The sequence below is a fragment of the Streptomyces sp. NPDC007875 genome (assembly GCF_042868035.1).
GTDB lineage: Bacteria > Actinomycetota > Actinomycetes > Streptomycetales > Streptomycetaceae > Streptomyces > Streptomyces antimycoticus.
In genome coordinates, this window is the sequence record NZ_JBIADZ010000008.1 from 344,419 (window position 1) to 369,646 (window position 25,228).

23 protein-coding genes and 1 pseudogene are annotated in these 25,228 nt (G+C 65.7%); 11 read left to right on the plus strand and 13 right to left on the minus strand.

All coding sequences use genetic code 11. The features are described from left to right. Positions 1-28 precede the first annotated feature (28 nt). Positions 29-1,282 (plus strand): hypothetical protein, encoded by a 1,254-nt coding sequence (locus tag ACFYOY_RS19445; RefSeq protein WP_330816574.1) that lies wholly within the window; start codon positions 29-31, stop codon positions 1,280-1,282. Positions 1,283-1,700: 418 nt separating this feature from the next. Here ACFYOY_RS19445 and ACFYOY_RS19450 read toward each other — a convergent pair whose 3' ends face one another. Then, the gene (locus ACFYOY_RS19450; protein ID WP_388588272.1) at positions 1,701-3,347 is read right to left on the minus strand and encodes a tetratricopeptide repeat protein; all 1,647 of its coding nucleotides are present in this window, start codon (positions 3,345-3,347) and stop codon (positions 1,701-1,703) included. 201 nt (positions 3,348-3,548) lie between these two features. Then, positions 3,549-3,767, minus strand: coding sequence for a hypothetical protein (locus ACFYOY_RS19455; protein WP_388588275.1), 219 nt, complete (start codon positions 3,765-3,767; stop codon positions 3,549-3,551). Positions 3,768-4,355: 588 nt separating this feature from the next. Here ACFYOY_RS19455 and ACFYOY_RS19460 point away from each other — a divergent pair. Further along, complete coding sequence (locus ACFYOY_RS19460) at positions 4,356-4,694, plus strand: hypothetical protein (RefSeq protein ID WP_330816558.1); 339 nt, start codon at positions 4,356-4,358, stop codon at positions 4,692-4,694. Positions 4,695-4,825: 131 nt separating this feature from the next. Here ACFYOY_RS19460 and ACFYOY_RS19465 read toward each other — a convergent pair whose 3' ends face one another. From ACFYOY_RS19465 to ACFYOY_RS19500, 8 genes are all read right to left on the minus strand, one after another. Continuing rightward, positions 4,826-5,608 (minus strand): aldo/keto reductase, encoded by a 783-nt coding sequence (locus ACFYOY_RS19465; protein WP_351885698.1) that lies wholly within the window; start codon positions 5,606-5,608, stop codon positions 4,826-4,828. Beyond that, positions 5,605-6,204: an AAA family ATPase gene (locus ACFYOY_RS19470; protein ID WP_388588279.1), complete on the minus strand. Its 600-nt coding sequence runs from the start codon at positions 6,202-6,204 to the stop codon at positions 5,605-5,607. Before ACFYOY_RS19470 ends, ACFYOY_RS19465 begins: the two co-directional genes overlap by 4 nt. Further along, positions 6,201-6,803, minus strand: a complete 603-nt coding sequence (locus ACFYOY_RS19475; protein ID WP_351885695.1) for a 3'-5' exonuclease — start codon at positions 6,801-6,803, stop codon at positions 6,201-6,203. Before ACFYOY_RS19475 ends, ACFYOY_RS19470 begins: the two co-directional genes overlap by 4 nt. Then, a complete protein-coding gene (locus ACFYOY_RS19480) occupies positions 6,800-7,984 on the minus strand; it encodes a radical SAM protein (RefSeq protein ID WP_388588282.1) in 1,185 nt (394 codons plus the stop codon). The genes ACFYOY_RS19475 and ACFYOY_RS19480 overlap by 4 nt, the downstream gene beginning before the upstream one ends. 26 nt (positions 7,985-8,010) lie before the next feature. Continuing rightward, a complete protein-coding gene (locus tag ACFYOY_RS19485) occupies positions 8,011-9,051 on the minus strand; it encodes a nucleoside-diphosphate kinase (protein WP_351885689.1) in 1,041 nt (346 codons plus the stop codon). Then, positions 9,048-10,073: a thymidylate synthase gene (locus ACFYOY_RS19490; RefSeq protein ID WP_330806229.1), complete on the minus strand. Its 1,026-nt coding sequence runs from the start codon at positions 10,071-10,073 to the stop codon at positions 9,048-9,050. The genes ACFYOY_RS19485 and ACFYOY_RS19490 overlap by 4 nt, the downstream gene beginning before the upstream one ends. 153 nt (positions 10,074-10,226) lie before the next feature. Next, positions 10,227-10,670 carry a DUF6082 family protein gene (locus ACFYOY_RS19495; protein ID WP_330806228.1) on the minus strand — a complete coding sequence of 148 codons (444 nt, stop codon included), beginning with the start codon at positions 10,668-10,670 and terminating at the stop codon, positions 10,227-10,229. Positions 10,671-11,822: 1,152 nt separating this feature from the next. Continuing rightward, complete coding sequence (locus tag ACFYOY_RS19500) at positions 11,823-12,005, minus strand: hypothetical protein (RefSeq protein WP_330806226.1); 183 nt, start codon at positions 12,003-12,005, stop codon at positions 11,823-11,825. 1,835 nt (positions 12,006-13,840) lie between these two features. Here ACFYOY_RS19500 and ACFYOY_RS19505 point away from each other — a divergent pair. The 3 genes from ACFYOY_RS19505 (at position 13,841) to ACFYOY_RS19515 (ending at position 16,158) form a co-directional block, all read left to right on the plus strand. After that, a complete protein-coding gene (locus ACFYOY_RS19505; RefSeq protein ID WP_351885681.1) occupies positions 13,841-14,998 on the plus strand; it encodes a helix-turn-helix transcriptional regulator in 1,158 nt (385 codons plus the stop codon). A 23-nt stretch (positions 14,999-15,021) separates the two neighbouring features. Continuing rightward, complete coding sequence (locus tag ACFYOY_RS19510; protein WP_330806223.1) at positions 15,022-15,597, plus strand: HD domain-containing protein; 576 nt, start codon at positions 15,022-15,024, stop codon at positions 15,595-15,597. A 270-nt stretch (positions 15,598-15,867) separates the two neighbouring features. Next, on the plus strand, positions 15,868-16,158 hold the full coding sequence (locus ACFYOY_RS19515; RefSeq protein ID WP_388588290.1) for a transposase: 291 nt from the start codon (positions 15,868-15,870) through the stop codon (positions 16,156-16,158). A gap of 235 nt (positions 16,159-16,393) precedes the next feature. On the opposite strand, the gene ACFYOY_RS19520 is transcribed toward ACFYOY_RS19515, so the two are convergent. After that, positions 16,394-16,801, minus strand: a complete 408-nt coding sequence (locus tag ACFYOY_RS19520) for a hypothetical protein (protein WP_330806222.1) — start codon at positions 16,799-16,801, stop codon at positions 16,394-16,396. 438 nt (positions 16,802-17,239) lie between these two features. Between ACFYOY_RS19520 and ACFYOY_RS19525 the strand changes: the two genes are divergently transcribed. Both ACFYOY_RS19525 and istB read left to right on the plus strand, forming a co-directional pair. Further along, positions 17,240-18,601, plus strand: coding sequence for an IS21 family transposase (locus ACFYOY_RS19525; protein WP_388588293.1), 1,362 nt, complete (start codon positions 17,240-17,242; stop codon positions 18,599-18,601). Next, entirely contained in the window at positions 18,577-19,386 is an 810-nt protein-coding gene (gene istB / locus ACFYOY_RS19530; protein WP_388588296.1) for an IS21-like element helper ATPase IstB, read from the plus strand. Before ACFYOY_RS19525 ends, istB begins: the two co-directional genes overlap by 25 nt. A gap of 701 nt (positions 19,387-20,087) precedes the next feature. On the opposite strand, the gene ACFYOY_RS19535 is transcribed toward istB, so the two are convergent. Both ACFYOY_RS19535 and ACFYOY_RS19540 read right to left on the minus strand, forming a co-directional pair. After that, complete coding sequence (locus tag ACFYOY_RS19535; RefSeq protein ID WP_351885660.1) at positions 20,088-20,567, minus strand: diadenosine tetraphosphate hydrolase; 480 nt, start codon at positions 20,565-20,567, stop codon at positions 20,088-20,090. Between the two features lie 121 nt (positions 20,568-20,688). Further along, positions 20,689-21,593, minus strand: a pseudogene (locus ACFYOY_RS19540) (integrase); the annotation flags it as partial. Positions 21,594-22,234: 641 nt separating this feature from the next. Here ACFYOY_RS19540 and ACFYOY_RS19545 point away from each other — a divergent pair. The 4 genes from ACFYOY_RS19545 to ACFYOY_RS19560 all read left to right on the plus strand — a co-directional run bounded on the left by ACFYOY_RS19545 (position 22,235) and on the right by ACFYOY_RS19560 (position 25,215). Beyond that, a complete protein-coding gene (locus ACFYOY_RS19545; RefSeq protein ID WP_351885657.1) occupies positions 22,235-22,708 on the plus strand; it encodes an ATP-binding protein in 474 nt (157 codons plus the stop codon). A gap of 483 nt (positions 22,709-23,191) precedes the next feature. After that, entirely contained in the window at positions 23,192-23,593 is a 402-nt protein-coding gene (locus ACFYOY_RS19550; protein ID WP_330806220.1) for a hypothetical protein, read from the plus strand. 290 nt (positions 23,594-23,883) lie between these two features. Next, positions 23,884-24,432, plus strand: coding sequence for a hypothetical protein (locus tag ACFYOY_RS19555; protein ID WP_330806219.1), 549 nt, complete (start codon positions 23,884-23,886; stop codon positions 24,430-24,432). Positions 24,433-24,582: 150 nt separating this feature from the next. Next, positions 24,583-25,215 (plus strand): SAF domain-containing protein, encoded by a 633-nt coding sequence (locus ACFYOY_RS19560; protein WP_330806259.1) that lies wholly within the window; start codon positions 24,583-24,585, stop codon positions 25,213-25,215. Positions 25,216-25,228: the final 13 nt, after the last annotated feature.

Consider the following 25,228-nt stretch of genomic DNA (forward strand, 5'->3'; position numbering starts at 1 on the left):
GGAGGAAGGAACCGGGGGATTGATGTCGATGAGCGTGGTAACGCAAGAAGCGCACGGGCCTCATGTGCCGGTGCGTCTGGATGTCGAGCGCTGGGCCACACGCCGGATCCGTAGAAGGGTCTTGGCTGTGGTGCACACTGTGACCGCCGGGCAGCGGCTGCTCGAGGCGGTTCGTCTCCTGGAGGGTGACTGCCGCGTACAACTGTTCTTCACGTCGGCGCCTGACGTGTTCAGTAACGGTGTAGCTGCCTTCCTGGAGGAGCTCAATGGGCTGGTGCTGCCGTGGAGCCAGGCCATACGGACAGAGTTCGACCTTGCGTTGGCGGCAGGCCACGGAAGCCTCCATGAACTGTACGCTCCCGTGATCGTGCTCCCGCACGGCGCCGGGCATAACAAGATCGTGCGTGGTGCGCGCCGGGGACACCTGGTGGCGGATCGAGGCGTGTATGGCCTCAGTAGGCAGCGGCTCATTCGGGACGGTGTACTGGTACCCGAGACGATCGTTCTGGCGCATCAGGAGGAGCTCACCCGGCTCGGTCGCGAATGCCCCGAGGCTCTGCGTGCCGCGGAGGTGGTGGGCGACCCCTGCTTCGACCGCATCACCGCCAGTCTGCCCTCGCGGGCGCTGTACCGGGAGGCCCTGCGCACCAGGGCCCACCAGCGACTGGTTCTGGCCTGCTCCACCTGGGGGCCTCATTCTCTGCTGGGACAGAGGTGGGAGCTACTGGAGCGGCTGGTCAGCGAGCTGCCTCGGGAAGAGTATCGCGTTGCTGTGCTCTTGCATCCGCACGTGTGGAACGCCCACGGCGAATGGCAGATTCGTAGCTGGCTGGCCGAGCTTGCCCGCTGGGGGCTCACGGTGGTCAGCCAGTACACCGACTGGGTCGGGGCGCTTGTTGCTGCAGACTACATAGTGGGTGACCACGGCTCCGTCACGCTCTATGGGGCAATGACCGGTGCTCCTGTGCTGATGGCAAGTCTCCCCGACGCTGATGTGGATTCCGCTTCGCCAATGGCTGAGTTGAGCTCCTTCGCGCCTCGACTGCTGGACGACCGCCCGCTTCGTCGGCAGCTCAACCGCAGCTCCGCGGCATACCAGTCACATCGCTATGAGCGGGTCGCCGCTCGGATCAGCTCGGAGCCGGGCCAGTTTGCTCGCAAGATGCGTGTGCTGATGTACCGGAAGCTGCGGCTGCGGGCACCCGCCGTCCGGCCTATCACGGAGCCTGCGCGATTGCCGTCCATGGTGCGCTACGACGAGCCTGGCAGCGTCGTGTCATGACGGCGCTGACCGTTGTCCTGTCCGAGGGAGTCGTTGGGCAAGGGCCAGCGCGTCGTACTCGGGTCGTGCTGGAGCACCCGACCTCAGGTGCCATGGTCGTGGACGAGCATCTGCGTGTCGAGCTTCCCGCCCCGGACACATGGTCACTGCTCGCCGATGTGCTGTTAGCTACGGGCAGGGGGCAGCAGGACATCGCCAAGCTGCGTGCACGCAATCCGGGCGCGTTGGTGATTGCGGTACAGCGCGGCCCCAGGTGTTGGATGCGGCTTGGACCTGGCGGCCTCACACTAACCCTCCGAGCACGATCGTTATCGCCGGTTCCGCCATGGGGCATCTGGGCCTCGCTGGCCCACACCTGGCTGGTGGCCGGGCTACCGGCCAAAGCTATGGAACTGGCGGCGGTACGGCTACTGCGGCTTCAATCCACAGCATGGCCCTCCAACCGTGCGAGCTGGGCCCGCACCGCCTCGGCATCCGCCGATTCGGAACGGCTTACCGAGGAATGCAGCTCAAGCGCTTCCCGGTAGTAGTCCCGGGCGAGGCCCTGCTGTCCGCGCCGCTCGGCGAGTACGGCCAGGCTCTCCAGGGTGCGGGCCGTTTCATAGTCGGCGGCCATGCCGCGCAACGTGCTCAGCGCCGTGGAGAGCAGGTCCTCCACCGGGTCGAGGTGGTCCCGCGCGAGATACGCGCGGCCAAGTAAAGTGGCCGCGCGCGCGGCGTTGTACATGTCACCCGCTTCCCGGAGCGTGGTGTAGGCGGCATCGGCGTCCGTGGTCGCCTGCTCGAGGAGGCCCCTCGCGAGTGCGACATCGGCGAGATTCAGCCGAGCCAGTCCGCCGGCCCGTCGGTCGCCGCATGCGGGTAACTCTGTGGCGGCACGAGTGAAGAGCTTGGCCGCCTTGTCCAGCCGACCGAGTCTTTGATGTGCCAGTCCCTGATAGTTGAGCGTGCGGGCGTAGCCGAGGGCGTTTCCGCTGGTGCAAAACGTGCGTGCCGCGCGCTCGAACATCTCAAGGGCGCGCTCGTGGCTTCCCAAACCGAGTTCACCCACACCGCCGGAGGTGAGCATCCGGCACTGGGCAGCCGTGTCCCCTAACTCCTCGGCTGCCGTCAGTCCTTCCTTGTGCACGGCGCGCCACTGGTCGTAGAACTTGCGCCGCAGGAAAAGGGGCCACAGGGCGTCTGCAAGCTGCCAGGCGACGGCCGGGAAACCTGCGGGGCGTGCGCGATGTATCACGGCCATCAGGTTGGGTAGCTCAAGCTCCAGCCAGTCCAGTGCACCCTCGGCATCATCACCGAGGTCCGCCATGATCACCGGTTCAGCACCGTAGCTGCGCGGCATCGTACGATGCTGAGGATCGACGATCTCCTCGGCGCGCGTGGCAGTGGCGAGGTAGTGGTCGACCATGCGGCGCAATGCCGCGACGCGCTCCTGGGGTAATTCCTCCTCCTCGGCCTTCGAGGCGGCATGCAGCCGTACGAGATCATGGAATCGGTAGCGTTCCTCCCCAGCATCGACGAGCAGATTCGCGTCGTGGAGCAGGTCGAGTACGTCTGCCGCATCACTTGCCAGTGTTGCTCTGACCACCGGAGTTCCGAATTCCGATCCCGGGTGCAAGCCCATGAGACGGTAAAGGCGAGCGGCCTCGGGCGGCAGCCCTTGGTACGACAGGTCCAATGCCGCCCGTACATTGTGGTCGCCTTGGATGGCCAATGCCTCCAAACGGCCGCGCTCCTCGGTCAGCGCGCGCACCATGGTAGTGATCTCACGCCGTGGGCGCGCCGCAAGTCGAGCACCGGCGACACGTACCGCCAGTGGCAGCCCTGCGCACAGCTTGACCAAGGCGCGAGCTTCCTCAGGCTGGGCGGCCACGCGGCCATCGGCGAGGGTAATCTCCAGTAGCTCGACCGCCGCCTCCGTGGCGAGAGGTTCAAGATGCAGCGCGTAGCAGCCGTCTACGATCAGGCCCGGCATCCGCCAGCGGCTGGTCACGGCGGTCACGTTCTGACCGCCTGGCAGTAGCGGCCGGACCTGGGCTGCAGTGGCAGCGTCATCGAGCAGCACCACAAGCCGCCTGCTCGCCGTCAACGAACGGTACAGTGCTGCTCGATCAGCAAGGGCCGAAGGCATCTGCTTGGCCGATACGCCCAGGGTACGTAGAAAACGGCCAACCACCTCGTCGGGAGCTGCCGGTCCGTTTGGAGACTGTGCGCCCAGGTCTGCGTAGAGTTGGCCACCGGGAAAGTGAGGGCTCAGTGCGTGCAGTCAGGTCAGCGCGACTGCCGTCTTGCCAACCCCACCCAGACCGCTGACCGCGGCCAGCGCGGGATAGCCTTCGTGAGCGGTGCGCGCGCGATGCCGCTCCAGTGCGTCCAACTCCACTGTGCGGTCGGTGATGCGAACCAACGGCGGTAACTGCCATGGAATTTGCCGAATCTGCTCTTCGGCCCCAGTCTCGACGCGGTAGTGGATGCCGCCGTACACCGTTCCAGCCTGTACAGCAGCTCCGTGCACCGTGCCGCTCAACTCGTTGTGACCGTGCCCTTGCCCCCGCACCGGTTCCCCCTCCGAAGGCGTAAGTGAAGGTTCCCGTAGGACATCCTTTCCTTATATACAACCGATATCCGTCGCTCTGGGGCGATCTATCTCTTCGGCTCGATCCATGGGGTCTCAGGTGGTAGGTGTCGAAAGACGGTCGAGGCGTTCGATGAGGGGGCGATTCAGCAGGAAAATAGTATGCCAAGCAGCGGAATCGGTCAGGGCTCGTCCCTGGTAAGGCTCTGTACGGGAGCAATGCTCATGACCTGTGGATCGGAGCTCGGGGAGCACGCGAAGGGCGTACCTTCCCGAGTGATCGATTGAAGGTCACCGAGTAGGCCCGCGTTCGCAGCGCGGGTCGGGAGGGCGCGCCCGTGCTCAGCGTAGTCAATGCCGACTACGCTGTGCTGGAATCCGTGCAGGTGCCTCGCACCGGTGCCGGGCGGCCGTGGCGCAGACCCGAAACGGTCATCGCGGACAAGGCGTAGCGAGTTCGGTGCGGCTTTCGATTCCGGCTTCGAGATGAGCCATTTCGTGATCAGCGAGAGCCTTGAGCCCGGCAAGGACCCGTGCTCGGGCCAGGGCGGGGAGAGCTGCGGTGGCTTGCGCGGTCGGGAGCATCAGCAAGTCCGCTCGTCCGTCGAGGTAGGTGAGACAAGCTGCGTCGGCGCGCGTGAGGGGGTTGGTGGCTACGACATAGGTGAAGATCTGTCGGCGCCGCATCTGCACCCAGTCAACGGCGACCGGTCGAAGGACGGGTATGCCGCTTGGCGCTCCCAGGAGGATATTTTGGGCGGCTCGCTCTGGGGCCTGCCCGTTGTGGGCAGGGCCGCAGGGCACGAGCAGGTCGCTGCGGAGCTCGGCGAGGAGTAGGTGGCTGGTCTCGACGGGCACGAGTAAGGACACTGCTACCAGTGGCGGCCGCCAGTTCTCGTAGGGAGCTGTTTTCCGCATGTGCCGCTGTCGGTCAGCCGGAGTCGCGGTGGTCGGCGTGGGTGTTCGCGTCATAACCGGGCGCCTGTCACGACGGTGACGAGTTGGCGGAGGTGTTCGGGAGAGCTGGTGCTGGGGATGGGTGCGACGTGGTTCCCGAGGTGGAGCAGCCAGTTGAGAGCTGCGTCGGTATGCCCGTGCCGTGCGAGAGTGCCGGCGTCGAGGGGCCGGTACGGCACGTAGGGGATGGAGAGGTCGCGGCAGAGTTCGAGTGCCGGGTCGTGCCGGTCCCTGTTCATGTTGAGGACGTTTTGCACGGCGGCGACGGTGGTGTCGTTGGTGACGGTACGGATCTGCTGGGGCGTGACCTTCGACAGGCCGATGTGCCCGATCTTGCCCTCGTCTTTGAGGGCTTGGAGTGTGCCGATCTGGTCCGCGACGGGCACTTGGGGGTCGATGCGGTGGAGGTAGCAGAGTTCGAGCCTGTCCGTGCCCAGTCGCCGTAGGCTCGCTTCGACGCATGCGCGCAGGTAGACGGGGTGGCCGTGCGGGACCCAGGTGTCCGGGGCGGGGCGTGCCAGGCCCACTTTGGTCGCGATCAGGACGTGCTCGGGGTAGGGGTGTAAGGCATCGTGGATGAGGTGTTCGACGGTGTGGGGCCCGTAGGCGTCTGCGGTGTCGATGTGGGTGATGCCGTAGGTGTGGACGGCTTGGCGGAGCACGGTGAGTGCGGTGGCGCGGTCGGCTGGGTCGCCCCAGATGCCGGGGCCGGTCAGGCGCATCGTGCCGAAGCCGAGCCGGGAGACGGTCTTCCCGGCGAGGGTGATGGTGCCCGCGGGCGGCGTGATGGTCATACGGCGGCCTCCTGGAGGCGGAGCTGAAGGGCGCGTTCGATGGCGCGGGCCTGGCTTTCGTGGTCGCTGGTGACGCGATGGTGCGGGATCCCGTCGTCCGCCAGAAGGTCGTGGACGTGGCGGTCGACCAGGGGGCGGTAGCGGTGGTCGTAGTCGTGGCTCGGGTCGACGGGTACGTCCGGGTCGAGCACGGTCGCGAGAAGGAGGTCGTACTTCGGTGCCTGCGTCGAGGCGAGGAGTCGCAGGCGTTCCCTCTCCAGCCGGTGGGCGTGCTCGCCGCGGTGCTCAAGGGCGGCGTGGTAGTACGCGAGGGCGTCGAAGGAGGCGCGGTCGACGAGGACGACGTCGGCGCCTTGTGCTGCGGCGGCGATGTCGTCGGCGATGCCCTGCGTGATGATCCACTCGGTGGAGGCCGCGGTGTGGTGCTGCATTTTCGGCAGGCCGATGGCCGCGGCCCTTTTGGCGAGTCGGCCTGTGCGGGCCACGGTGAGCCCGTGGCCGCGCAGTTCCATCTGGATCCGCTTGAGCAGTGTCGTCTTGCCGGTGGAGTGGGTGCCGAGCACGCCGATACGGATGGGCGTCTGCTGGTGGGTCACCACAGGGTGGGGTCCTCTTCTGGCTCGGGGGCGCCTGGCAGGCCGGGCGGCACGGCCGCGGCGACGAGCTGGTCCCAGGTGTCGTAGTGGCTGGCCATGGCGATGAGGAGCTGCGCGGTGGCGTAGGCGTCGTAGGTGGCACGGTGCCGTTGGGCGGGAGCGGCGGTGAGGTCCGGCGCGGTGTGCTTGATCAGGGAGTCGAGGGTGTAGCGGGGCAGGTCCTTGTAGGTGGCCTTGGCCAGGCGGAGGGTGTCGAGGACTCCGGCCGGTTCCCAGTTGGGCAGGTGGGCCTTGAGGACTCGGTAGTCCGTGTGGGCGTTGTGGGCGCAGATCCACGCCGTGCCCAGGAGCGCGTGAACCTGGTCGGTAAGCTCTCCCCATGCGGGGGATTGCGCCAGGAGTCCGTTGGTCAGGCCGTGGATCCCGGCGGCGCGGGGGGTGACGGGACGGGGTGGGCGGATGAGCCACGCTCCGGCCGTGCTGGTGTCTGGCCCGCCGTCGCGTACGGGAAGGGCGGCCACCTCGACCAGATCGGGCGGGTTGGCGCCGTTGCCTTCGACGTCTACGACGAACAGGGTGGGCCAGGGGTCGAAGTTCATGGTGCGGGGGTTCCGTTCTCCATCGGCCAGCCGATGGGGGCGCGGCCGTGCTGGCGGTAGTGGTGAGGCTTCTCGCGGTCGTGGCACTGGTAGCCGTAGCCGTGCTGGAGGTAGTAGCGCGGCGGCTCGTCCAGGCCCTCCACGATGATGGCCCTGTCTGTGATCTCAACGGGCCCGGTCGCGCCAAGGGTTCGGGCGCTTTCGGTGACGTCCGCGAGGTCGGGTTTGTCCCAGGCCGCGTGGCACAGCGCGAGCTGCTTTTCCGGACAGATGTCGCACAGCTCGCGGACGCCGTAGTGGCCGTTGTAGTCGGCCTCTCCGTGGGCGTAGGCCACGCCGCAGCTCGTCTTGCGGAACAACGCTCCCCACGGGGCGGAGACGTCCTCGAGGCTGCGGAAGGCATCGAGCACCCGTCGCTCGGCCACTTCGGGAAGGATCTTGCGCCGGGCGGTGTCCTCGTACGGCGTGGGCAGACCGTGCGCCTGGTAGTAGGCGGCGATCTCCTGGCGGTAGAACAGGCCGGTGAAGACGGTGGCGTGCGCGTGTCGGGACAGCTCGCGCGCCCGCTCCAGATGGGCGTCGGAGTCGTTGAGACCGGGGACGATCGGCCGCCAGTACAGGATGGTGCGGTACAGCTCGGCGTGCTCGTAGAGGGTGCGCAGGCTCTCGGCGGCGATCTGGGAGTCCACCGGCTCGATGGCCTCGTGGTCGATGCCGGAGTGGGTGACTAGCACGGTCAGGCGCAGGTTCTCGTAGCTGTTGAGGGCCGCGCAGTCCTCCGGGAAAACGCGCCAGCGGGTGATGACCAGGACATGGTTGGTCAAGCCCCGCTCGTCCAGGCGCCGCAGCACAGTGAACAGGTGCGGCTTGACGGCCGGCAGCATGGGGTCGGTCGCCCGGTTCAAGAGCTGGATCGGCGTGGTGTGCGGCCGGAAGTACGGATGCTCCACGAGCGCGGTGACCGCCTCTTCGTCACTCACCAGCCGACGGGGGACCTTCATCTCGAAATTGCCGAAGGTGTGCCGGATGCAGTAACCACAGTCCAGCGGGCAGCCGACGATCCAGTTCAAGGAGAGCCCGGACTTGCGGTACTCGATCACATCCGCCAGAGCAGGCTTCAACTCCCCGATCTTTTCCGTGGGGAGGATTGGTAAGGGGCGTTGCTGGTACGGCTCGCTCATGATGCCTCCAGTTCGAGGGAATGGCGTCAGGTGTTGGCAGACGTGCGCTGGCGCGGGGGACTCGGTGGGGAGAGCAGGGCGCGGCGATGGGCGCCGTACCAGGTGCCGAAGTCGCGACGGGCAGCGTCCGGATCATCGCTGGTGTGCACGAGGTTGCGGACCAGGCGCCGCTCGGCGAGCGCCGCGGCCAGACTGTCGTCCCCGAGGTCACCGCGGATGGTGCCGGGCGCGGCCCGGGTGGGGTCGAAGTGCCCCAGGAGCTGACGAAGACGGTGGTGCACGCCCGGATTTCCATGGGCCAGTGCCACCGTGACGGGGCGGTCGGCGTACTCCGCGTCCAGGCAAGCGGGGATGTCGCGGTCAGGGAACCAGTCGGCGTCCACCAGCAGATCCCAGTAGTGCACATGTGCCTGCCACGCCTGAACGGTCAGGTCGAGCCGACCCGACACCGCGACCTGGGCTGCGCCGATCCGGTCCAGGATGGCGTCCACCAGGTCGCGCTCGACCGCGTCGGGCTTGCACAGGATGACCGAGCACCGCTCGAAGTCGGGATCGGCGGGGCGACGGCCGTCCCCGAACCAGGTGCCGAAGTCGCGACGGGCAGCATCCGGATCATCGCTGGTGTGCACGAGGTTGCGGACCAGGCGCCGCTCGGCGAGCGCAACGCTCAGACTGTCGTTTCCGAGGTCGCCGCGGATCGTCCCGGCCACGGCCAGGGTGGGGTCTGTGTGCCCGACGAGTTGCCGCAGACGGGAGTGGATACCGGGCTCACCGTGGGCGAGTGCCACGGACACCGGGCGGTCGGCGAACGCCTCATCGAGGTAGGTCGGCAGATCACGGGGAGCACGCTTGGCATCTGCGAGCAGATCGCGGTACACGACGTGGGCCTGCCACGGCTGCGCCACAAGGTCCATGCCGTCCGTGACCGCGACACCACAGGCGCGGATCATGTCAAGCACGCGCGCGACCAGGCCGCGTTCCACGCAGTCCGGCTTGCACAGGATGACCGCCCACCGGTCGAAATCGATGCCGTCGACCACGGCGCCGCTCGGTGGCTTCCGGCTCACTCCTCGCCTCCGCTCAGGGCGCCAGCGCAGGCAGACCAGCGGTGGCCCACGAGCCACCGCAAGCCCGGATCCATAGCGGTGAGAACCTCCGGGTTCACCGTGTCCACGTGTTCGTGCTCGATCTGCCGGTAGACCTCAAACAGCAGCACAGCCTGCTGCCAATAGGGATCGAGGTCCGAACTCGTGATGTGTGCCGCGCTGTAGTGGGCCTTGTTCGTGCGCAGCACCTCCTCGTGCTCAAGGACGCGCGCCACGGTCGCTGCGGTGGTGCTCGGTGGCATCGCCGGGAACGGGAACTGGATCGGCGCCGACCGGGTGACGGCTTCCACAAGGACTCGGTGGACGCGCTCGGCGTTGCGGTCGCAGATGTGGGCCGAGCCGATGAAGTGGGTGTACGAGCCCATCTCAAGGCCGAGCTGGACGGCTGCGAACTCCTGAAGCATGGTGAAGCTGAAGACGTCCGAAAGCAGGCCACAGTCGAGATCGTTGGCCCGCATGTAGCACACCATGTGCAGCCGTTCATCCCGCACCAGGAAGTGCAGCCCGGCGAGGCACGCCATATCCGGGTTGTCACTGATTGCCAGCTCGTCAGCGGCGAAGACGGGAATGTAGCCCCGCTTGCTGTCCCGCTCGCCGCGGAGCAGCTCCAGGACGCGGTCAAAGGGCGACACCGTGTCGCCGTCGGCCGGGCTGAAGATCGTGTGGCCGTATGCGGAACCACCCACGTGGATGCCGTCCCGGGAGCTGGAGCGCATGGACGGCGCGTAGTAGCCGATCATTCCAAGGTCCCTGCGGCCAGCCAGGTACCAGAGTGCTTCGGCGAAGTGGAAGACCGGATTCGCCTTACGCGCTGCCAGGAAGGGCAGTCGCTGGCGCGGGTCCGACAAGCGGAAGCTCGCGCCGATCACCTCATGGGCGTCGTTTCCACGGGCGGAGATGTGGTGATCGTGATCCTCGGATACCAGCCTCAATAAGGCCAGGTATGCCTCTTCGAGGCCGGGGAGGCTGAGGGGTGTGAGCATGATTCTCCTTGGAGGGGCAGTCGTGGCCGCGGCCGGTCGGGCGGGGATGCTGAGCCCGGCTGCCCTTGTATCCCCAAGGGCGGCAGTCGAGGGCTGCCATGGACCGAGCGCCAGCCCGGCCGTACCGGTTCGCGGTAGCACGGGGCATTTTGGTCAGGTGGCCATCGCGTCCACAGCCACCATGGCAGCGTGCTCGTCAGCCATGATCGCGTTGAAGGTGCGGTCGATGCGGTCCACGGCCTCCTCCTCACGGAAGCCCCCGAGCGTCGCCCAGTACGTCCGGCCGGCCTCGCGTGCCATCACCCATCGCGCCTGGACCCGCAAGGAGGCCGTATCGAGCAGTCCGGCCCGGAACTTGGCCGACAGGAAAGAGATCAGCCGGTTGCAATGCAGGATCTGCGTGTACTCCTCGTCGGGCAGCTTGCCCGGGGCGGTCCACATCGCCCGCAGCGCGGGGTTGGACAGCGCCTCGGTGATCAGCTCCTGGTGTATCTCCTCGGCATGAAGGGCGAGCCGCTGCCGGTTCTGCCTCTCGGACTGCACAAGATGGGCAATACCGACTGCGGCAGCGGTGAGAACGACGTATGAGGTCTTCATCCCACACCTTTCGTGGTGATCGGTTCCTTCGTGAGCCCGGTACGAAACGTCGTGCCACGGTTTCGCGCCGGGAGATTGTTTCCGCTCGGGGCACCGGGACCGGTGTCGACCGATGCCCCGAGCGGGGCCTATTCGACAGACCCCGGTCCGACTTGCCGGACGCGGTACTCCAGATCCTTGACTCGACTGGTTGCCCCCTGGGCACAGAGGCTGCTGGAGATACGGGCGGCAGCCTTCACCGCGCCCTTGATCACCTCGCAGCCGTACGAGCCTCCACGGCGTGTCCTCTGCGAGGGGCTGGAGAGCGACAGGACAGCCGCCAGCTCCCCATCGCGGCCGCACACCGCCACCGCCAGAACCAGGCCGCCCTCGTCGACGCCCTGCACCCAGCCCCGATGCCGTATACGGGAGCAAGCAAGAGCATCGTCCCCGGTCCCGTGGCCCCGGCTGAAGCCCCGCCATGCGAATACACCGACGCTGCTCGGCACCATACTCGAAGCAGTAATCGTCATCACTCCCTTAACAGGATCGCCAGATGGAGCGCGCGTAGTGGGCCCGGCGTCGTGCGGTCTCGACTTGCCGATAGGCAGTTGCCCGGACTGGTCCCGTCGGGAGATTCACCCAAGGCCCCGACAATCGAGGAGCTGGTTGCGTCACGCCGTGTCGGCCCGAGAAGACCGAACTCCCAGCCACAGTAAATGAGATGTGTCTGTGTTTGGGCGCCCAGCAGTGTCATCAGCTCACGCACTACTCTGCGCACGACGTCCGCACGGACCCCGATATTCGCAGCAATCCACCCCAGATCCTGGCCACCAGCCAAGCCGCGGAGCACTCCGTGCTGTCCTGCGCTGAGCACGATGTCCGCATCGTCGATTGACTCGGACGGGGAGATTTCCTCGAGCCTGTAGGCCCGATGCACGGCACCCGGCCTTTCGGGTGAGTGGAGCTTCGCCGAGGCATATCTCAAACAGCGGTTCACCCTGGAGGTACACACCCCCATTTCCGTGGCCGCTTCTGCCGGAGTCATACCGCTCGCTATGAGCTGGAGGGCTTCACGCTCGCGAGCAGACAGCCTCAAAGGACCAGGCAGTTGGCTAGTCACAATGGCCCTTTCCAGTTGCGATACCTATTGGTGCGATGGCACGGGGAGGCTCAGGCGGTGGTCTGTTCGGCCAGGTCATCAAAGCCCACGACCGTGCAGCCGTGGAGCGCGACGACTTCGCGGCAGGCGAGCGTCCAAGGGATTCGCGGGTCGCCATACGCCACGAGCGTGAACTGCACGCCGGCGCTGGGCACCGGTTTGAGGGGCTCGGGCGCATACACGATCCCAGCCACACCCCAGACTGTGACGTCCTCCGCCAGCACCGCCACACACCCCCGCCGCAACGGAGCGCGGCCCCGTACTGCTTCAGGGACACAGCTACCGCACACAGGCGGCGTAGAGGTCCTCTCGCCATCCGTGATCAACCTGCCAGTCACGGCGGGGAGCAAGAAGACATACCGGCCATCGGATCGATCATCAGCGGGTCGGCCGCAGTACTGGCACAGTATGTGAGTCATCGCCTGCCGCTGGCGCAAGGCGTGAACACGGTCAAGCAGTGGCCCTCCAGCCCCGGGCTTGACCGGGACCCTGATCCACAGCGCGCCCCGCCGACGGTCGGCAATGCCGTACTCATCCGCGTAACCGATCCCCATGCCGTTGCGGCCGTGCCGCGTCGTGATCGCGGGGCGGGGCGGCACGTTTTCACCTGTCCATGGAGCGATGTACGGCACGCGAACGTTGCCCGCGAAGTACTGACGCGGTCGTGGACGCCGAAGCCGAAGGGGGGCACTGGGGCAGTCCGGCGGCAGCCCGCCGGTGGTGGACGGGCACTCGTCCCGACGCATGTTCAGTCCTTTCGGATGTGTGCTCTTCGCAGGTAAAGCCCCTCTTCGGCGGCCTTGAGACCCCGCGGGGGGAACGGAAAGGAAAGCACCGAAGAGGGAGTAGCGGGTTCGCGTCACGCCTGGTGTAGCCGCCGCCCCTCCCTTCCTGGCAGTTGGAGCTGGGGCGGCGGCCGACCCTCACCAGACATGAGGGGGTCCAGTTGGCACGGTCATGAAATGACATCGATGTGCCCGGTAGGGGAAGGTCCTCCATCAGTTGTCGGCTTCCTGGACGCTCACCGTCGGAGCCACCGCCATCACGGTCTGATCCCTGTCTCACGGCGCGGGTAGAGGCGCAGCGCCTCTTCCAGACAGGAGAGAAGGTCGATCGCGCTGGGCATCTTTAGTGGAGCTCGTTCGGTGAGGTGCCACGGCGGAGTGTCCCAGCGGACCCCGTGTGTCGGCGGCAGAGTGATCCGTGCGTCAGCGCCAGACATGACCTGAACTCCAGCGAGTGGGGAGACATGAACTCCGCTGCCGCGAGCGACCAGGAACGTGCCCGTTTCGCCGCACAAGAGGCATGGCAGGGCCGTACCTCTCCGATCGAGCCGGACAAGCGCAGCTGTGGCGGCTTTGCGTGAGGTGGTCACCGCGTCGAACTTGGTGCAGGCGGCCAACAAGACGGTGCTGGAGTTGCGAGCGAAGGCATGTTGCACCTGTTCTACGTTCATCGGCTGCGCGTCGATAAACAGGGGCCAGCCGAGTAGGTCCGCATCCGCATATGTGGCCGCTAGCGCGTCCCGGCTTCTCGGGGGCCACACAGAGGTCGTCATCAACGGGCCCCCCGAGGGCTGCGCATCGCTCCGACGCGGGAGTCAACCTCCGGAGCCAGTGGTTCCCCCGACCCGCCTGCGGCGATCTGGAGGCTGGTCACCACCAGGTCGCGATCGCATGGCTTCCCGCTGGGCACCGCGTCACCAGTGCGCTCACTACTCTGTTGCCAGACCGACATCAGCGACGACGGAGCGTGGAAGCCCTGGAGGTGGATGTTGGCGCTCATTGCCGCCCTCTCTGCCAGCGGTCTCGCTTCTCATACCTCATGCACCCACGGACTCTCTGGCACTGCTCATTAGTAGGGCGCATACGTGGTCACCACCTGAGTAGTCGCTTGATCGCTCACCGCTATTAAGCTGGACAAGGTATGCGTTGGGTCACCGGCTGTGGATGAACTTACTGTGACCAAGCGGGCAAAAAAACTGACACAGAGTACGAGTTGCACACGCCGAACCACGTGGGAGCACGGCATGGCACCACAGAAGCGATCGCGCTCCAAGACAGGAACACTGACTGCCGGTCAGGGTTCCCGAGCCCGCGCTGCGGGTGGCATCGTCTGCGGCCATCTACTCAAGATCATCCGGGAGCGCATTCCGCTGACTCAGTCCCGGCTGGCCGAAGAACTCGGCATCGACACGACGACCGTCCAGAGCTGGGAATCAGGCCGGCGTTCCCTAGCGGCCGTCTCTTCCGCGCAATTCCTGCGCTTGAAGCGATGCCTGCTAGGACGCGGTGCGCAGCCAATGCTTCTGCCTCTCCTGGATCTCGCAGTCGAGGCCGACTCCGTGATCGAGTACTCACTCGATGACACGCTCAACAGTGATGACTTCACCCAGCACCCGCTGCACAGCTGGGTCTTTACCCGAGCATCGACTCACATGATCACCTGGGCCCTGACCGGTGAGCAGCCCACGGTTCTCCCCAACGCCCCCGCGTCGACTCCCCGGCGGAGGGGCCCCACGCCTGGCTCACCGCTCCTGCCAACCCCTCAGCGGGACAAGCTGTTCGCCAATCTCCGCCGCACAGCGGAGATCGCGGACCGGGCGGGGGAAGACGGCTCGCTTCTGCGCCGACAGGCGCTCTACCTGTGTGCGTACGACACCAGCGTCGACACCCACTCCTGGCTCGCTGACATGCGGGAACGCCGTCCAACTCCGCTGCGTCACGCATCGTGGACACCGGCCTGGTCCGACGCCAGGTCGGTGGCAACGTCCCTGACCCGCTATGGAGATATCGAGACGCTGCAGGCATTCATCGAGCGGGGCATGGGAGAAGACGCTAGCGAGATGGCCAACCTCAATTATTGGGCGCACTGGCTGGGCCTCGACCCGGTGCCCCGTGCAAGCGACGCGTTCATGAGCGACGTCGACGGCCGGTCCTGGGAGGCACTCCCGCTCCTTCGCAACCTTGCCGACCGGCTTGATCCGTCACGGGGCGCGGTGGATTTGAACATCCACTCGGTGTGGGCGCTGATCAGCTCGAAGCCCGGTGTTCTGTCAGCTGACCTGGAACTGCACCGCGACTTGAGCGCCCGAGTCGGCCGCCTGCTCGACAGCGATGTGATCTCACGCCAGGCCAGGCGTGAGTTGGAGAATGTGCATTACGGTCTGAGACTGAGTAGCCGGTGATCCGCTTGAAGGGGACGATCTGCATGACTGATGACCAGGCTGACAAGGGAACTGTCGGCTACCTGTTTGAGATGGGTGCCCTCAAGCGGGGAAAGAGGAGTGGCTGGTGGATCGCCGGCATCAAGGACCCCGAGACCATCGCCGAGCACTCGTTCCGCACCGCGATCATCGGCGCGGTGCTGGCGATGATGGAAGGCGCTGACCCAGCGAAGGTCGCCCTTTTGTGCACCTTCCACGACACCCAGGAGACCCGTGTCGGGGACATCCCGTGGATCGGGCGCCGCTACCTGGATGCCGCGTCGAACGAGAAGGTTACTGCCGATCAGGTCTCGAAGACGCCTCCGGCCGTAGCGGAGGGGATCAAGGCCGTGGTCCACGAGTATGAGAACGGCGACTCATTGGAGGTTCTCGTGGCACACGACGCTGACAGGCTTGAATGCATGCTTCAAGGCATGGAGTACCTGGAGCAGGGTTACCGCAATGCCCAGGAATGGGTGGACACTACGCGGGCGAAGTTGAAGACGCCCTCCGCGCTCGCGCTCGCTGAAGCGGCGCAAGGCATGTCGTCCGCCGAGTGGAAGCACATCTACCTGAGCTGACCAGCACGACGCATCCGGGCATACAGAACTATTGCGGACGCCGTCGCCACTCATCTATCGGCGCACTAGAAGCCTCGGAGTTCCAAGGCTCGGAATGCCTATTCGTCGACGATCACGCCGAGAACCTGCCGTCAGTCGAAGTCTTGGGCATCCGCGCTATCCACCACGCCACGGACCCCGCGACGACGGCCGCACTGCTCGACTCCCTACTCCTGGACGACGCCCCGACCTCACAACCAACCTTCCAGGCAGCTGTCGACCTCGGGCGTTGTGCGCGTGATCCGCACAGGGCTGTCCTGGCGTGACCTGTCAGACCGCTACGGGCGGTGGAAGACGGTCTATACACGTTTTCGCCGCTATGCGCTCTACGGGGTCTTCACTCGTGCCCTGCAGGAGGACCAGGCTTGGGCGGATGCAGCCGGGGATATCGACTGGCTGGTGCAGATCGACTCCACCATCGTCCGTGCCCATCAGCACGCCGCTGCCACAGGCCGAAAAAGGGGTCCTTCCGGCCGGACGAACCGGGCGATCACGCTCTCGACCGATCCCGAGGCGGACTGACCGCCAAGATCCACCTCGGCTGCGACGGCCGGGGCCCCTTTCGGAGACCGACTCGCCGGAGATCCTCGGCAGGAGATGTGGCGCCGAAGCGGACGACGCCCTGCTTTTCTACTACAGCCGCCATGGGCGTAGCCCCAGCCAGGGGCTGCGCCTACGCGCGAGCAATGCCCAGACGTGTCGGCTGTAGTGCCCGATTCACCCAGTCAAAGCTGCTTGGATGTTGATGTGTGAGGGCTCAGGACTTGCTTGACGTTCCGTCCTCATGACTCTTTTGACGGGGTTCTCGTGATTGCTGGCTTGGCCATGCTTTGATCCGGGTGACGGGTGCGCTGCTGGTGCGGGGGTAGACGGCCAATTCCTCGCCTTCGTGGACGACGCGGAAGTGTGTGTCCTCCACGATGACGTTCACGATCTTGCCGCGGTGCGGATAGCCGATGAGTAGCGATTGGCGGGCAACCATCACGCGACCTGTCTTGTTGACCAGCCGCTGAACGGTCAGCGGTCTGGCCGGTCTGGCGGGTGGCAGGGTGCCTGCGGCAGCTCGAACACCTTGGAGCAGTGGGAGCCTGCCTGCAGGGATGGGCAGCGGCATGGTCTTCACGACACGGCCGTTGCTGATGGAGTGGAGGAGGTGCTCGTCCATCCGTAGCAGCACACGGCTTGTGCCGTTCAGAAACCCGTCGCGGCTAGTCAGGCCGCGTGTCTGTACTCGTTGATCAGGCCGCCGAGGACGCGAGTCTGGAGTAGTCGTCGCGGAGTGCTCGAGTCGGTCAATGGTGCGGTCCGGCTGTCGGTAAGGGCGGACGTTGCGTTCGGGCCTGATGGGGGCCATGGCCGTTGTAGTGCCGGGTGTAGACGTCGAGGACGTGGCGATGATGGGGCTATTTGAATCTCCTCACCTGCTGCTCAGCCGTGGGGCAAACCTGCTCTGTTGATCTCCCCACCCTTCGGGCGACCTTGTTCGGTCCTTTCGCGTGATGTTGCCCGGCGTGTCGATTGGCCCTGGGTGTGTCGTGGAGAGCCTGCGTGAGTTACGAGTTCGGCCTGGTCGGGGGCCTGAATGCTCACGCGGGAGGAAGACGTGGACGCTCATGCTCTGCGTCGCCAGGGATGGACGATCTCGGCGATCGCGCGGCACCTGGGCCGGGACCGCAAGACGATCCGCGCCTATCTGAACGGTGAGCGAGTCCCCGGGCAGCGGCGTCAGACGCCGGATGCGTTCGTGCCGTTTCTGCCGTATTGCAGGCAGCGGCTCGCAGACGACCCCCACTTGTGGGCCTCGACGCTGTTCGACGAGGTGACCGCGCTCGGCTATCAGGGTGCGTATTCGACGTTCACGCGGGCGCTTCGCCGTTGTCAGGTCCGGCCTCATTGCGAGCCCTGCCACGCTTCCACCGGCCGCAACGTCGCGGTGATCGCGCACCCGCCGGGCGAGGAGATCCAGTTCGACTGGCTGGAGCTACCGGAGGCCCCGGAGGGGTGGGGAGTGGGTGAGCATGCCCATCTTCTGGTCGGGGCGCTCGCGCACTCGGGCCGGTGGCGGGCGGTGCTGTCGGAGTCCGAGGACTTCCCGCACCTGGTCCAGTCCCTGGACGAGGTGATGCGCAAGCTCGGCGGGACCACTCGGCGATGGCGGTTCGACCGGATGGCGACAGTCTGTTATCCCTCCAGCGGGCAGATGACCGCAGCGTTCGCCGCGGTCGCGAAGTACTACGGGGCCGGGGTGGACATCTGCCCACCTCGCCGCGGCAACCGCAAAGGCGTGGTGGAGAAGGTCAACCACTCGGCCGCTCAGCGCTGGTGGCGCACGGTTCCCGACGGGCTGACCGTGGTCCAGGCCCAGTCCGGCGTCGACAAGCTCGCTGTCCGGATGGACGAGCGGCGCCGCCGCATTGACGGTGTCGTGACCACGGTCGGTGAACTCGGCGCCGCTGAACCTCTGCTGGACATGCCGGTGAGGCCCTTCCCGGCCGAGCTGGAGGTGGAGCGAACGGTCAGCCCGCAGAGTCTGGTGCAGTTCGACGGCAACTTCTACTCCGTGCCTCCCGGACTGCCCGGGGTCCAGGTCAAGGTTCTGCACCGCCTGGGCGAGGACGACCTGCGGATCGCGACGGCGGGCCGGGCAGTGATCGCCCAGCACCGCCGGGCCCCGCGGGGCGCCGGGCAGATCGTCCGTGACGACGGTCACGTCATCGCGCTGGAGCGGGCGGTGCTGGCGTCGTTCTCCGACCGGGCGCCGTGCAAGAACAAGGTCCGCAAGCCGCCTTCGGCGGCAGCTCTCGTGGAAGCCGAGCGTCTGCGCGGGCAGACCGCGGCCGGCGATCCGGCCGAGCGGGTCGTGATCGACCTGTCCCACTATGCCGCCGTGGCCGACCGGCTGCGGAGTGTTCCCCCACCGACGAAGGAGGAGAACCCGGAGTGGGTACGTCGCCCATGCAGATGAGCGAAGCACGCCGCTTCCAGCAGCTGCGAGGCCACCTGTCCTACCTCAAACTCAACGACGCCGCCGAGGCGTTGAACCGGGTCCTGGACCAGGCCCGCGCCGAACGGATGTCGCTGACCGCGGCTCTGGAGAGGCTGCTGGAGATCGAGGTCGAGGCCACTGAAGCCCGCCGGTTGGCCGCCCGGCTCCGTTTCGCCTGCCTGCCCGAACCGTGGACACTCAACGACTTCGACTTCGCCGCTCAGCCGGGCGTCGACGAGAAACTCATCCGTGACCTGGCCACTTTGCGCTTCCTCGACGACGCCTCCAACGTGCTGTTCGTCGGCCCGCCGGGCGTCGGAAAGACCATGCTCGCGGTCGCCCTGGCCCGGGCTGCGGTCGAGGCCGGACACCGTGTCTACTTCACCACCGCAGCCGAGTTGGCCGCCAAGTGCCACAAAGCCGCACTCGAAGGCCGCTGGAAGACCTGCATGAACTTCTTCGCCGGACCGAAACTCCTGGTCATCGACGAACTCGGCTACCTCCCGCTGCCTGAAGACGGGGCCTCCGCCCTGTTCCAGGTGATCAATCAGAGGTATCTGAAATCCTCGACGATCTTGACGACGAACGTCGGGATCGCCGACTGGGCCGGCGCCTTCGGCGACGCCACGGTCGCCGCCGCGATGCTCGACCGGCTCCTGCACCGGGCCGCGGTCGCCGGTATCGACGGTCCCTCCTACCGGCTCCGCGGCCACCAGAACCAGGCCGAGGCCATCCGAGCCGGGGTGAACGCCCGTGTCTCCTGACAACATCCCCGACACCACCGAGGTCACGTCCGAGATGGCCCGTTGCTGCCCGGTCTGCACGACCGTCTTCACCGTCGCCACCGCCACCAGCCGCCAGGTCTTCTGCTCACCCACCTGCAAGGAGACCAACCGCCAGAGCAAACCCGTCCAGCAGACCTGCCCGACCTGCCAGACCGCATTCACCACCACGGTCGGCCAACGCCGGATCTACTGCTCGGACGAGTGCCGGACCACCTCCCGCACCAGCGAGGACGCCCGGGAGAAACGAACCTGCCCCGTCTGCGAGGGCCCCTTCGATGCCCTCAGGACCGTCCGCCAGATCTACTGTTCGCCGGCCTGCCGCAAAGACGCCGAACGCAGACGAGACCAAGCCCGGGACGAAGACCGGGCCCGGCGCCTCGGTGAGACACCGACACCGTCGCCACTACCGGAGTTGCCACCGCAGCCCAAACCGGTCGGCCGAGCGTCATCACGCCAACCGACCCTGGAACGCGCCCCTTGGAGCCGACCGCGACCCGGAACTGTCCGCACTGTCAGCAGCCGATCACCATCGTCGCGCTGCTTGCGACCCCGGAAGCCGCCCGCCCCTCTGTCCCCACAGCCATCCCCGACATCGTTCCGCTGCGAAGGACTCCATGACCATCCACTGACCGTCACCGCTCACCGGGCCCGCCGACCTGACGGTCGGCGGGCCCGCACCGTCAGACCGTCGAATGCAACCGGTCCAATTCGCCGCTGACCGCATCCCGCAGCACGTCATGCTGCGGACCGAGCCTGAACCGCTCATCACTCCACCGCTCATGCGGATACAGCCACACAGGCTTTCCCACCAGCTCGGCCGGCTCCCACTCGAACCGCGGCCAGACGTGGGCATGCAAGAACGGGTCCGTGTTACCGAGGATCTCCAGGTTGACCCGGCGGAAATCGGGATCCAGCCGCCGACAGGCCCGCTCAACCGCTTCCCCGAGCTGGTCCATGTCGGACAGAAACGCCAGCCGCTTTGCCTTCGGCAGGTCAGACAGCCGTTGAACACCGGGTTCGTCCACGAGGAGGACCGAGTAACCTGGCAAGAACTGAACGTCGCCGATCACCGCGAATCCCGACTCAAGCCGCCGCAGCACGGTCGGGTTCTCCCCTCGCAGAGCAGCCCCGATCCGATCAATCCGCCAGTCACCAGTCATGGCCAGAACCTACCCACAGGTGACCAAGCCCCGATCCTCGCTCCCCACCTTCCCCACACACATCAAGGACCAACCAAGTGAGGCGAGGAGCGACCACGGCCCTTTTCAGGAATCGCCATCAGCGAGCGTGGGTGTCGTTCCAGATCAGCACGTGATCGAGGAGTTCACGCCGCAGTGTCCCGATGACTCTCTCGCAGTGCGCGTTCATCCGCGGGGACCGCGGGGCGGTCTTCAGGGTTTCGATGCCCTCGGCTTCGAAGACCGCGTCGAAGGATTCGGTGTACTTGCTGTCCCGGTCGCGGATCACAAAGCGCAGCGACTCGAGGCGCACGCCCACCTCAAGAGCAAGGTTGCGGGCCTGCTGGGCCGTCCACTGCGCAGTCGGATGAGGTGACGCCGGCGATGTGGAGGCGGCGCGTGCCGTGCTCGAGGAAGACCAGCGCGTAGACCCGGCGAAGGCTTGCCAGGTCGATGTGCAGGAAGTCGCAGGCAATGATGGCCTCGGACTGGGATGTCAGGAACTCGCGCCATGTCGGCCCGCTGCGGCGGGGAGCCGGGTCGACACCGGCTGCCGTCAAGATCTTCCAGACTGTGGAGGCTCCGATCTTGACGGCAGCCGGGCGAGTTCCCCTTGGATCCTGCGGCAGCCACGCGGGTTCTCGCGTGCCAGCCGTAGCACCAGCTCCTTCACGGCTTCCGCTGTCGCCGGCCGGCCCGGCCTGGTCCGGCACTCGCTGTAGTCCCACTTGCGTGCAACGAGACGCCGATGCCAGCGGAGCAACGTCCCTGGTGTCACAGGGGGAACGCCTGCGCCCAGCGACGCCGGGGTATCAGCGAGGACAGTGCCGCTAACCACAACCGGTCCGTCCACTGGTACCGCACCGGACTCGCAAGTTGCCTGCGGAGCACCGCGTTCTCGTGCCGGAGCACGAGCAATTCGGCGTCTCTGGCCGTCTGCCGACGCAGCAACACCGCTGGGACCGAGAGCAGCTTCCGTGTGACCTGATACACCAGTGAGACGATCACCTGGACATGGTCCCAGCGCGTCCGCAGACCCCGCCAGACCACCTACGACCTGCAGCGACGCATTCCTGAACGGCACACGCTCCCACCGAGAACACCCATGACCACCAACGCTGTCCACGTAATATTCCGCATGGCCGTTTCAACATCCCCAACTCGCTGAAGGAAACGCCCACTGCCACGTTATTGCCCGAACGAGTGGCATCCCGCAGTTCTTTCACGCGCAGCAAAATGGGGTGTCCAGTTGATATCAACCCGCCGAAAATAAGGGACTGTTCGTCACTGAGGCAAGTGACAAAGGCGGCGTGTTTTGTCTCTAAATTTGGGAAGTCTCCATGTGTCATTGGAGTCGTCGATCTCGAATGCTGATTCACCTGTAGGCGGCACTCATGGTCAGAAAAATAATCCAGCGGTAGGGTAGTTCCGCTCTCGACGAGTTCACGGTGTCGTGGTCGGGTCCCAAACGCGATCAATCCGGAGGTCGTCCGCATGGCATTCATCCTCTTCAGTGCCGCATCCGTTCTTCCATTCGTCGCCCATACTGCACCGTTCGTACTCCATGAGGCGAGTGCCTCCCTGCGCTCTGGCCGTGGTCGCCATCGCCGTGTCCAGCATGGCCGACATGCTGCGCGAGGCACAGAGCGATGACCTTGGAGCGTGGTCGCCAGGAGACTGTTTGGCGCTGGAATAGTTCCACGCCTGATGCTGCAGCTCATGCTCGTGCGGCGCTCCGGCGTACCCTGGCCCAACTAGACCTGCCAGGCGAGGCAATCAGTGACGCGGTGCTCGCTGCTTCCGAACTCGTCGCTAACGCCATCGAACATGCCTGTGGTCCGTACGAAATGCGCCTATGTCGCACCGATGCCGGGCTCACCTGCGAGATCCAGGATGGTGACCCGCGCATCCCGGAGATTACCGTTTCCCCCGCAGTTGTGCCCCTAGGTTCAGAGCCTCAAGGTCCTGGCGGCGGACTCGATAACCTGACTGAATCGTTGCACGAACGAGGTAGGGGTATGTGCATCGTTAACCAACTTACCTCTGGGCGCTGGGGGTTTCGGCCTTTGGGGCCTGGGGCGAAGGTCGCATGGATGGGGATCGTCGGCTCGGGAAGCGGCTGATTCCAGACAACAAATGAATCAACGAGGGTGGTCTGTGTGGCCAGATTGACCGTCCCGTGTCCGTCAATGTACTTACGGACACGCGAAGGTCGCCAGCGTGGATGACATGCGGATGCTGCGTCCGTAGAGTCGCGGCAGTTCTGGTGCAATGGAAGGACTGGCGTGGTGAGTGATCCTCAGCGCCCTCGGGCTGTTGTGATTGTCGGAATAGTGAGAACGTGGCGATGTTTCATCTCCCGTGGGATTGGGGGCCGCAGGATGAGGGAAGCTGCCACGGTAAGTGGAGATCAGTATTCCGCTGTCGGATGTGCTTGAAAGAGGAAGGCGGAGATGGTGCGCAGATTTGGCTCTTTGAGGGCGGGCGGGCTCTCTGCAACCATCTTGGTGGTCGGAGTGTTCCTGGTTGGCTGCTCGAAGACAAATTCGAGTGCCGAGTCGCCGATCGGACATGAGGGAGAGTCATTGCCGACACTGTCTCCGAGTATGAGTGAAAGAAAAGAAGACCCTGCCTTGGCGGCTTACCGTGCGATGTGGCGTGACCTAACCGCCGCGTCGCTTACCTCCAATGCGGCCTCCCCGTCGCTGGATGACCATGCCAGGGATGGTGCTCTTGAAGTGATGAAGTACGGCTTAAAGAAGGCCAAGAAGGAAAAATTGGTTAGCAAGGGGGCGCCACTTGTAGACCCGGAGGTCGTGTCAGCGATCGATAGCGAGGTCGAGCTTCGTGACTGTGTGGATGACAGGAACTGGCTTCAGTACAAGCTCGATGGCGAATTGAAGAACAATGTTCCTGGAGGGCATTTTAGAACTGACGCAACGGTGAACCGGGTCGGCGGTGTATGGAAAGTCTCCTACCTCTACATGCACGAGGCCGGGTCGTGTTGATCGAGCATAGGGTGGCAGCACGGCTCTTGGCTGCCACCGGGTGCTTGATGATCGGAGCGACGGTGGCCCCCGTTGCATGGGCAGATGGTTCAGGCGGCCACTTTGGCGGGGTGACGTGCGCTCTTGGTGGATGCGAGGTGCGTGCTGAAGTTCGTGGCAGACGTGCCACAGGCGTTGGCCGACAACGCAGTGTTCATTCTCGGCGAGGTCTATCATCCCGTGGCAGGAGCGCTCCCTCCGGGCGACCGACGATCGCGTCGGATGGTTGGGAGCTCGATCTCGGTGAGGGTATGGGGATTCTGCCTCGCTTCGATGGCGAGAAGCCGAAGAAGTCCAGACTTAAGCATCAGCAGAAGGTGCCGGTCGAGGTTGTTGTTCGACAGGCTGTGGAGAAGTTGCGGTTGCCGAAGCCAGTGATTCGTACGAGTCCGGACGAGGATGATGTACAGGTGGTGGGGGTCCCGACATGGATGTGGGTTCAGCACAGCACTTGGACACCAGTTACTCAGACGGCTGAGGTCCCGGGGCTGAGGGTGACCGCGACAGCCAGTCCGCGCAAGGCGGTGTGGTCGATGGGGGAGGGCGGCGTGGTGACGTGCTCCGGACCCGGGACCTCGTATTCGCGCAAGTTCAGTCCGGAAAAGCCGTCACCGGATTGCGGCTACACCTACCGGACGTCGTCGTTGGCTGAGGCGGACCGGAAATTCAAGGTCTCGGTGCAGGTTGCATGGGATGTTGAGTGGCATGGCGGTGGGCAGGCTGGGCGGGTGCCAGGGTTGGTGATAACCGCCGAGAGGCCGCTTGCGGTCGATGAGGTGCAAGCAGTCGTCGTGCATTGAGAATCCGCAACAGTACGCGGTTCGGTGAGATGCCGGCTGGACCTGATCAGCGAATTCTTCTTTCCTCTGGAGCGGATTGTGGGTACCTCCATCTCGTCTCTGCGGCCGAAGCGTACGGGCACCGGGCTGCCGGGGGCGCGGCGGCCCGAAATGCAGCAGCGGCCGTCGGCGGCGACGGGCGGGGTGCGGCGCAGACCAGGATGGATCTGGGCTGGTGCGGGAACGGTAGTTGTCTCGGCCGTCGGCTTCGCACTTGTCGCCTCGTCAGTGGGCGAGCGACGAGATGCGTTGGTGCTGGCGCGAGATCTGCCGTCCGGTCATGTTCTTACGGCCGGTGACCTGCGTCGGACGGAGGTCGCTTCCGCTACTGGCGTTGTGTTTGCAGAGGACCAGGCGGAGGTGCTGGGGCGGCTGACGAGGGTGCCGCTGCTAGCTGGGTCGCTATTGGCGCCAGGGGAGTTCGGCGGGAGGAGAGCCTTTCCGCCCAAGGGCCAGTCGGAGGTGGCCTTCGCTGTTGAGGCGGGCAGCGTGTCGCCGGGCGTGGCGCGTGGTAACCGCGTCGCGGTACTGGAGGGACCCGGCGGCACGGGGGGTGGGGTCAGCGATAGGGAGGCGGCTTCGGCTGTTGTCGTGGGGACGGTGACGGGGGCAAAGGCTCCTGAGTCTCCGGGCGCTGCTCGTGTGGTGACGGTGCTGGTGGAGACGGGAGCGGTGCGTCGGGCCGCGGGCATGGAGCATCCGCGTGTGGTGGTGCTCCCTGCTGAAGGGCGGGAGGCGCCGTGAGGCGGTTGATCAC